Genomic DNA, 7175 nt, shown 5'->3' on the forward strand with positions numbered 1-7175 from the left:
GATAACGGAGCAAGCGGCCGCCACTGATTGTCGATGCTAATGCGTGCTGTCCAGCCTGCGGGACAAACCATGCGTTGGAATGTGTGGCCAGGCAGGCATGTCCAGTCAGCTAGACATGCGAGGTTGGGCGGTTCACTGCAGCGGGCGCGGTCTGATGTGGTGGAGAGACGGTTTTGCTGTGCGTTCGGGGTTTCGCTGGAGTCTGGCACGGCTTTCGCTGAGTCAACTGTCTCGCTTGCTAGCTCCATGTCCATCGAGACGGGGTTGCCTAAACCGGGCGTGATCAGAACAACAAGGAAAACCGCATGACTGTCTTACCCGAACCGTTCAATCGGTCCAGCGCGAATCATCGTCCTTCACTTTTCGCCGCCTCAGTGACCGTCAACCGTCTTACCTGCCGCTATGCTGAAGAACAGCCAGGTGCGGTCCCTACCGCAGGCTTGGTAGCGCTTCGTAGCCACCGGAGGCCGTCATGATGCTGAAAGGCAAGACCGCGCTAATCACCGGCTCGACCAGCGGTATTGGCCTGGGTATCGCTTGCAAGCTGGCCGAGGCGGGAGCGAACGTGATGCTCAATGGCTTTGGCGATGTGGATGCCGCCATCGCGCAAGTCTCGGCATATGGCACACGCGTGCTGCACCATGCTGCAGATGTGTCCGATGCGGTTCAGATTACCGATCTGGTCAGCCGGACGGAGCGCGACCTCGGTTCGGTGGATGTACTGGTCAACAATGCAGGCATCCAGCATGTCGCGCCCATCGAGTCGTTTCCGGTCGAACGTTGGGACAGCATCATCGCCATCAACTTGTCTTCGGCGTTTCACACCATGCGCCTGGCTTTGCCGGGCATGCGGGAACGCAACTGGGGGCGGATCATCAATGTCGCTTCGGTTCATGGATTAGTGGCCTCGGCGCAAAAGGCGGCGTACGTGGCGGCCAAGCACGGCCTTGTCGGCCTGACCAAGACCGTCGCGTTGGAAACGGCCACCACAGGCGTTACCTGCAACGCGCTCTGTCCCGGCTGGGTGCTGACACCGCTGGTGCAACAGCAGATCGATAACAAAGCTCAGGCCCATGGTGACCCGAGCCGGGCGACCCGTGAGTTGCTGATGGAAAAACAACCATCGCTGGACTTTGTCACGCCGGAACAGCTGGGTGAGTTGGCCGTCTTCCTGTGCAGCGATGCGGCCCGCCAGGTCCGTGGTGTCGCCTGGAATGTCGACGGCGGTTGGCTGGCTCAATAAAGACAGCAGGGTGGGCTTCGGCCCACCAAGGCAATGATGATTGAAGGCATCGGTCCGGGTGTTTGCCGGACGATCAACAGCGGCCGGTGGGCTAAAGCCGACCCTGCGGGCTGTGGCGTCGGATCTGTCCTGTTAAGCATTCTGCTGACGGAGAGACTCGAACGCTCACACTTGATTTGTAAGCAACTATGCCTTCTTCGAAAGCTTTTGCGTGCTAGCGCTCGCTCAGCCCATGTAACTGCAGCTTCGAATACAAACTGGCGCGGGAAATGCCCAGCTCCGTTGCTGCGCGGCGGCGGTTGCCTTTGCAGGCGAGCAGGGCCGTCTGCAAGGCGCGGCGTTCGGCCTGGGCGATGCTTTCGGCGAGGGGTTGCAGTGGGGCGCCGGATTCTGGTGTCGGCTCAGCAAGCATCGGCTCGCTGGGCGTGACGACCGTTTGCGGCGCGGCGGCAGTTTTCGCGTCCAACAGCGGCAGGAAATGGCGCGCGTCCAGCGATGTTCCATCCGCACTCAGCTGCGCGCGTTCCAGCAGGTTGCCCAACTCGCGTACATTGCCGCGCCAGGGCTGCTTGCAGAGCAATGCAATGGCGCTTGGTGCAAGTTCCATCGGAGCTTGTCCGGAGCGGTTGGCGATGTCATCGAGCAGATGTTCGATCACGGCCGGTATGTCAGTAGCGCGCTCGCGCAATGGCGGCACCTGTAACGCCAGCACGTTGAGTCGATAGTAAAGATCATCACGAAACTCGCCAGCCGCGACCTTGGCTTCCAGATCGATATGCGTGGCAGCGATCACCCGTACGTTAAGCGGCTTGACCTGATTGGAGCCCAGCGGCTCGATTTCCTGCTCCTGCAGCACGCGCAACAACTTGGCCTGCAGGGCCAACGGCAAGTCGCCGATTTCATCGAGAAAAAGCGTGCCGCCATTGGCGACCTCAAACTTGCCGATGCGCGCTTTGCGATCAGCGCCGGTAAAAGCGCCGGGCGCAGTGCCAAACAGCTCGGCTTCAACCAGCGTCTCTGGAATCGCCGCGACGTTGACGGCAACGAAAGGCCCATTGGCGCGCGGTGACAGATTATGGATGCCCTGGGCCAGCAACTCCTTGCCGGTGCCGGTCTCGCCGCGAATCAGCACCGTGGCATCCAACTGCGCGGCGCGCCTTGCCTGGCGCTTCACTTCACTGGCGGCTGGGCTGGTGCCGATGAAGCCGGCGATGGTGTAACGGGCCCGGCGGGCCTTGGCCAGTTCGTTCTGGGTCGCTACCAGCTGCGTTTGCAGCGTGGTGAACTTGGCCATCAGCGGCTTGAGGTGCCGGGCCCGGTCAAACAGCACGAAACCCAGTGCGCCAACCAGGGTGCCGTCCTCGTCGCGAAGCGGAATGCGGGTGACGACGAAATGTTCGCCACCAAAGGCCATCAGGTCGAGCATGCTCGGCTGGCCGCTTTCCATCACCTCGCGCAAGCGGCTGGCGGGCAACACCTCTTCGATTTCCTTGCCCAGTACGCTGCGTGGATCGCTGATGCCGATCTTTTCGGCGTACTTGTCATTGATCCAGACGATGCGCGCCTGTCGATTGACCGCGATGGTGCCTTCGCACTGAGCGTTGAGATGGTCGAACAGCAGCGGCATGGCCACCGCCCGGAAGCGTTCGGGTGAGACGCCGATGGTCAGGCCGTTGTGGTCAAGGTCGTTGCGGGCGATTGCCATGGGTTCGAGCTGTCCGGTGAGGTTCGGCCGATTATGGAAGGCGCCGGCCGCCATGAGCAAGGTAGCCGGTACGCCGCAACAGGGCTGAAGGAAGTTACTGGGCATACACCTCGTTGGGCAGCCACGTGGCCAACGGGGCAAAGAGAAACACCAGGGCCAGGCCGAGCAACTGAATCAGGATGTAAGGCATGACGCCGAGATAAACGTCCCGCGTCGTGACTTCCGGAGGGCAGACGCCCTTGATGTAGAACAGCGCAAAGCCCACCGGCGGGGTAAGAAACGAGGTCTGCAGGCACAGCGCGAAGAGGATCGCGAACCACAGTGGATCGACGCCCATGGAAAACAGCACCGGTGCAACCAGCGGCAGGATGATCAGGGTGATCTCGACCCAGTCGAGGAAGAAGCCGAGCAGGAAGGTGATGAACAGTACGGTCAGCAATACTCCAGTCTGGCCGAACGGCAAGCCGGTGAGCGCCGCACGGATCACGTCATCGCCGCCTAGGCCGCGCAGCACCGCGGCGAACACCGTGGCGCCGATGAAGATTCCAAAGATGAATGCCGAGGTACGGCTGGTCTGGTAGAGCGCTTCTTTCAGCACCGCCATGTTCAGCTTGCGGCTGAAGGCCGCCATCAGCACAGCGCCAAACGCACCGACCGCCGAAGCTTCCGTCGTCGTAGCGATACCGAAGAAGATCGAGCCCAGTACGGCCAGGATCAGGACGAAGGGTGGCACCACCGCCCAGAACACATCGATCAGCGCCTTTGCATCAAGCTTCTGGCGGTTGGCCGGAGCAGGCGCAAAGTCTTTCTTCAGCCACGACACCACAACGATGTAGAGGATGTACATCAGTGCCAGCATCATTCCGGGTATCAGCGCACCCATGAACAGCTTGCCCACCGAGGCTTCGGACGTGCCGAGTCGGTCGGCCATCAAGACCAGCATGATACTGGGCGGGATCAGGATGCCCAGTGTGCCGACCGAACAGGCGGTGCCGACGGCTAGACTCTTGTTGTATTTGGCCTGCAGCATCGGCCCGATCGAGAGCATACCGAGCAGGGCCACCGAGGCGCCGACGATACCGGTGGAGGCGGCCAGCAGGATGCCGACCAGCACGACGGTGACGGCGTAACCACCGCGTAACGGACCGAGCACCCGAACAAGGCTGTGCATCAACCGTTCGGCAATGCCCGAGCGGTCAAGCATGAGGCCCATGAAGATAAACAGGGGCAGGGCGACCATCAGTTCGTTAGCGACGATGCCGTAGATACGTGCATCGAGCACGCCGATGGTGCCGTCCCAGGTAAACCAGAGATCGGCATCGAAGTGTTCGACCATGACATGGCCGAGCACGGCGAACAGCAGCCCGATGCCGGCCAGTGACCAGGCTACCGGGAAGCCAAGCAGCAGCAGCCCCATAAAGGTGGCGAACATGCTGATGACGAGAATTTCTTCCAGACCCATGATTACGGCTACTCCATCAGGGCTGCGAATGGCCGCGGTCGCGGTCATGCGTCGGGGCTACAGAGGCCCGCGGAAAGTTGAATAGCAGCGTGCTGCAGCGTGTGGCCCGTGACAGCAAGGCCAGCGCCACCAGCGTCAGCCCGATGGGCAATACGCTCTTGAAGATGTAACGGTGCGGCAGGCCGCTAGGCGCCTGCGAGCGCTCGTCATAGATGAAGGCCTGGTAGGCGAAGGGCACCAGTGCGTCGACCATCAGCAGCACGATTGGCAACGCCAGGAACACAATCGCCAGTAGCTCGATAATGGCCTGGCTGCGCAGCGTGAATTTCTCACGCAGCACATCGACGCGGACATGGTCGTCACGCACCACTGCATAGGCCAGCGCGAGCATCAAAGCGGCACCGAACAGGTGCCAGGACAACTCTTCCAGCGCAATCGAGCCGCGGGCAAGAACGAAGCGGCTGAACACGTTGGTCAACACCACCGCCAGCACCAAAAGCCAGATCCATGCGCTGGCTTCGCCTATGGCGACCAGCGCCTTGTCCAGCCGCCAGGACAGTTTGTTGTGAGGCAATGCATCCGATTGAGCGGCAGGCACTGCGTCATCAGGGGAAACGGGATGAGCAGACACGGTCACCTCGGAGATCCGAAACCAGGAGAAAGCACGGTGCGAACCGTGCGCTAGAGACCTGTCAGGTCGGCAAGATTCTTCACCTGCTGTGCTAAGACTTCGTTACTGCGCTTCGGCAGTTGCCGACCGACCGCAGAGACCTCAGCACGGCAGGATCCAAACCTAGATGACACGGGTACTAGGCTTTGCTGAGTGGATCACTCGTACTTGTAGTAATCGCGCGGCAAGTAGCCTTTGCCGTGCCAGATCGAGTGATGCTTCATGAAGTCGCGCTGACTGCTCAGGACGCGGTTGAACATTTCGTCCTTGGCGGCGATTTCATCCAGCACTTCGTTGGTCACACGTTCCAGTTCACGCAGCACTTCTTCAGGCAGCACCTGGGCTTTCACACCCTGCTTTTCGTACTCGCGCAAGGCGGTCGGCTGGGCCCACTCGCTCTCGGCGAAACCTTTGAGCGTGGCCGACTCGCAACCCATCTCGATCAGGGCACGGCTTTGCGGCTCCAACTTGTCCCAGACGCCCTTGTTGACCAGCAGGTGTGAGGTGGTCAGCGTCTGGTGCCAGCCCGGCATGATGTAGTTCTTGATGATCTGATCCAGGCCCAACATCTTGTCGATCGCCGGCTGTGAGAACTCGGTGGCGTCGATGGTCTTGCGCTCCAGCGCCTGATAGATCTCGCCGCCGGGGATCATGGTGACCGAGGCGCCGAGTTTTTCCAGCACCTTGCCGCCGATGCCGGCAAAGCGGATGCGCAGGCCATCGATGTCTTCGAGCTTCTCGATTGGTTTGGCAAACCAGCCGGCACCTTCCGGGCCGATGATGCTGCAGAGCATTGGGTGGATGTTGCGCTCGGCATAGATCTCTTCCAGTAGCTTCTTGCCGTCACCCTCGTAATACCAGGCCAGATAGGCGGGGGGCTCCATGTTGAACGGCGCGCCGGAATACAGGGGAAGCGAGGCGATGGTGCCCTGATCGTAGCCGATCCAGGTATAGCCAGCCGGGTACTTGCCGTTGCTGACCGCATCCATGATCTCGAAGGGTGGCACCAGTTCGCCGGGCTCGTAGTAGCGCAGCTGGATATCACCGCCGGAAATGGCCTTGAGCGACTCGGACAGATGCTTGATGGGTGTGGTCAGGCCGATCAAGTGGGAGGGGAAGGCCAGCGGCACTTGCCAGCGGATCTTCTCGGCGGCTATGGCGTCAGCGCTGATCAGGCTGGCACTGAGAAGAGTGGTAGCGCCGATGGCGCAGGCGAGACGGGACAGCTTTTTGCTTATCGACATTGCAGCTTTCCTTCTTTTTTTTGTTTTGGTAACCAGAGGTGCAGGCCGGCGTTCCGTAAGGCCGGAAAGCGGGACGAGGCAGCACTGCTTTATCGTCCCGCCAGGTGTTCTGGCGTCTTGCGAATATCACTTTGCAGGTTCTGTGCCTGACTGCTGGATCGGCCGATAACTCGCTCGCTAGAGGCTCCGCGGGGTTTGGCTCGGTCTGCGCGTGTCCAACTGGCTGGACACTCATGGGAGGCTGTCGAAAGGATGTCCAGTCTGTTGGACGAGTGTCTGTTTATCTGGACTGACAACCGATGAGCCAGCAGCAATCGCGACGCTATTGGCGCTGCAATGCGTTCTTCAAACCGGTGCCGGTTCGGTGGTTTGCCACAGAGGGCTGGTGGTGGATGCGTTGGCTGGTTAGCTCGCGTCCTTGTTCATCGTCGCCTTCAGCGCCGTGAAACAGCGTTCTTCGGCGGTGTCGAGTTCCAGCTGCATCTGCTGAATATCGAGCAACTGCTGTGCGAGCTGCTGGCGACGTTCGGCAATCATGCCAAGCATGATGTTCAGCTGTTTCTGATTGCCGGCCTTGGGATCGTACAGCTCGATCAGGGTTTTGCACTCGGCGAGCGAAAAGCCGATGCGCTTGCCGCGCAGGATGAGCTTCAGGGCAACACGATCTTTGGGCGTATAGATACGCTCCTGACCGCGCCGCTTCGGCGAGAGCATGCCTTGTTCTTCGTAGAAGCGTATCGCGCGGGTGGTGATATCGAGCTCGTTAGCCAGATCGGAAATGCTGTACGTCTGCTTTGCCATGAAAGGTATCCAGTCCTGCCTGTCCACCCGCGGCTCGCGACGAGCCGGGT

General features: G+C 60.6%; 6 protein-coding genes. 1 reads left to right on the forward strand and 5 read right to left on the reverse strand.

The genetic code is table 11. The features are described 5' to 3' along the window. Positions 1 to 472: 472 nt before the first annotated feature. Complete coding sequence (locus PSTU_RS0103365; protein ID WP_019339629.1) at positions 473 to 1243, forward strand: 3-hydroxybutyrate dehydrogenase; 771 nt, start codon at positions 473 to 475, stop codon at positions 1241 to 1243. Between the two features lie 214 nt (positions 1244 to 1457). On the opposite strand, the gene PSTU_RS0103370 is transcribed toward PSTU_RS0103365, so the two are convergent. The 5 genes from PSTU_RS0103370 to PSTU_RS0103390 form a co-directional block, all read right to left on the reverse strand. Beyond that, positions 1458 to 2948, reverse strand: coding sequence for a sigma-54 interaction domain-containing protein (locus PSTU_RS0103370; protein ID WP_029404595.1), 1491 nt, complete (start codon positions 2946 to 2948; stop codon positions 1458 to 1460). A gap of 94 nt (positions 2949 to 3042) precedes the next feature. Next, the gene (locus tag PSTU_RS0103375; protein WP_019339631.1) at positions 3043 to 4410 is read right to left on the reverse strand and encodes a TRAP transporter large permease; all 1368 of its coding nucleotides are present in this window, start codon (positions 4408 to 4410) and stop codon (positions 3043 to 3045) included. Positions 4411 to 4426: 16 nt separating this feature from the next. Continuing rightward, a complete protein-coding gene (locus PSTU_RS0103380) occupies positions 4427 to 5041 on the reverse strand; it encodes a TRAP transporter small permease subunit (protein ID WP_029404596.1) in 615 nt (204 codons plus the stop codon). 197 nt (positions 5042 to 5238) lie between these two features. Continuing rightward, a complete protein-coding gene (locus PSTU_RS0103385; RefSeq protein WP_019339633.1) occupies positions 5239 to 6324 on the reverse strand; it encodes a TRAP transporter substrate-binding protein in 1086 nt (361 codons plus the stop codon). 405 nt (positions 6325 to 6729) lie between these two features. Then, positions 6730 to 7125 (reverse strand): MerR family transcriptional regulator, encoded by a 396-nt coding sequence (locus PSTU_RS0103390; protein ID WP_019339634.1) that lies wholly within the window; start codon positions 7123 to 7125, stop codon positions 6730 to 6732. Positions 7126 to 7175 lie beyond the last annotated feature (50 nt).

Origin of the sequence: Stutzerimonas stutzeri SDM-LAC (assembly GCF_000235745.1) — a bacterium.
GTDB classification, from domain to species: Bacteria; Pseudomonadota; Gammaproteobacteria; order Pseudomonadales; family Pseudomonadaceae; genus Stutzerimonas; species Stutzerimonas stutzeri_H.